This is a genomic window from Pontibacter sp. HJ8 (genome assembly GCF_054824225.1).
Genome location: NZ_JSYF01000352.1, coordinates 1 through 1,251, shown reverse-complemented (window position 1 = coordinate 1,251; position 1,251 = coordinate 1). Strand labels below are relative to the sequence as shown.

The 1,251-nt window shown below is 54.6% G+C and carries 1 protein-coding gene; it reads right to left on the bottom strand.

Annotated features, from left to right (window positions below; translation table 11 throughout):
• Positions 1–54: 54 nt before the first annotated feature.
• Positions 55–1,251, bottom strand: a 1,197-nt coding sequence (locus OB13_RS15175; protein ID WP_461491020.1) for a pyridoxal phosphate-dependent aminotransferase, incomplete at its 5' end; no start/stop codon positions are given.

Genomic DNA, 1,251 nt, shown 5'->3' with positions numbered 1-1,251 from the left:
TAAAGCCACTTCCGGATTGACCGAAGGTGGCTTTACTTTTAGAAGTTCATCTTTTTACTTCAGCTTCTGCAGTGCTGCCCGCAGCCTGCCCAGCGATGCCTGTATCGTATCGAGGGATGCGCCGCCAACCGAGAGCCTGAACCAACCCAGCCCGGCATCGGAGCCAAAGGCAGAGAAGGGTACCACCGCCAGTTTGGCCTCTTCCAGTATATAGAAACTAATGTCTTTGCTGGTCTGCAGCGTATGGCCAGCCGGTGTTGTCTTGCCAGCCAGGTCCAACCGGGCCGATAGGTAGATGGCTCCCATAGGCGCGATGGCATCCACATTATACCCTTCGCTCTTCAACTCCTTGAAACCGTTGTAGAGCACATCCAGGCTTTGGCGTACCCGCTGCTTGAATTCATCCAGGAACACATCCACGGCCTCTGCCTGATGCAGAAAACGGGCTGTAGCGACCTGCTCGGCTTTTGGCGCCCAGGCTCCTACGTGCCCCAGTATGGATTTCATCTTGTCCATCACCACGGTTGGCCCGAAAGCATAGCCTACCCGCACACCCGTCGCAGCAAAGCATTTGGAAATGCCATCGATGTAGATCACATAGTCTTTCAGCTCCGGGCGCAGGTTTACCGGATCGTAGTGCTGCGTGTTGCCGAATGTCAGCATCCAGTAAATCTGGTCATACAGGATGTAGAGGGGCTTTTCGCCTTCAGCACGGGTTTTGTTTTCCGCTATGACCAGGTCGCAGATCTCTTCCAGGTCACTTTTGGAGAACATGGTGCCTGTCGGGTTGAGCGGTGAGCACAGTGCCAGCAGGGTTGCGCCTTTGAGGTGAGGTGCCACATCAGCAGCCGTCGGCATAAAATTGTTGTCCGGGCTGGTCTCTACCTGGATGGGGGTAGCGCCCGAAAGGTGACAGTAGTGGTTGTTGTTCCAGGAAGGAGTCGGGAACACCACCTTATCACCCGGGTCTATCAAAGCCAGGTATGCGGCATAAATAAGCGGACGTGATCCGCCTGCCACCAGTATATCATTTTCGGGATACGTTAAACCCAGCCGGTCCTTTGTGAAACTGGCTACCGCTTTGCGGAGTACAGCCACTCCATTGGCGGGTGGGTAATTGGTATTTCCTTCGGCGTAAGCCTCGGCTATACCTGCCCGCAGCTCATCGGGTATGGGGTAAATACTGGGATCGAAGTCGCCTATGGTCAGGTTGCATATCTGCTCCCCTTTGGCAATCATTGCGTTTACCTC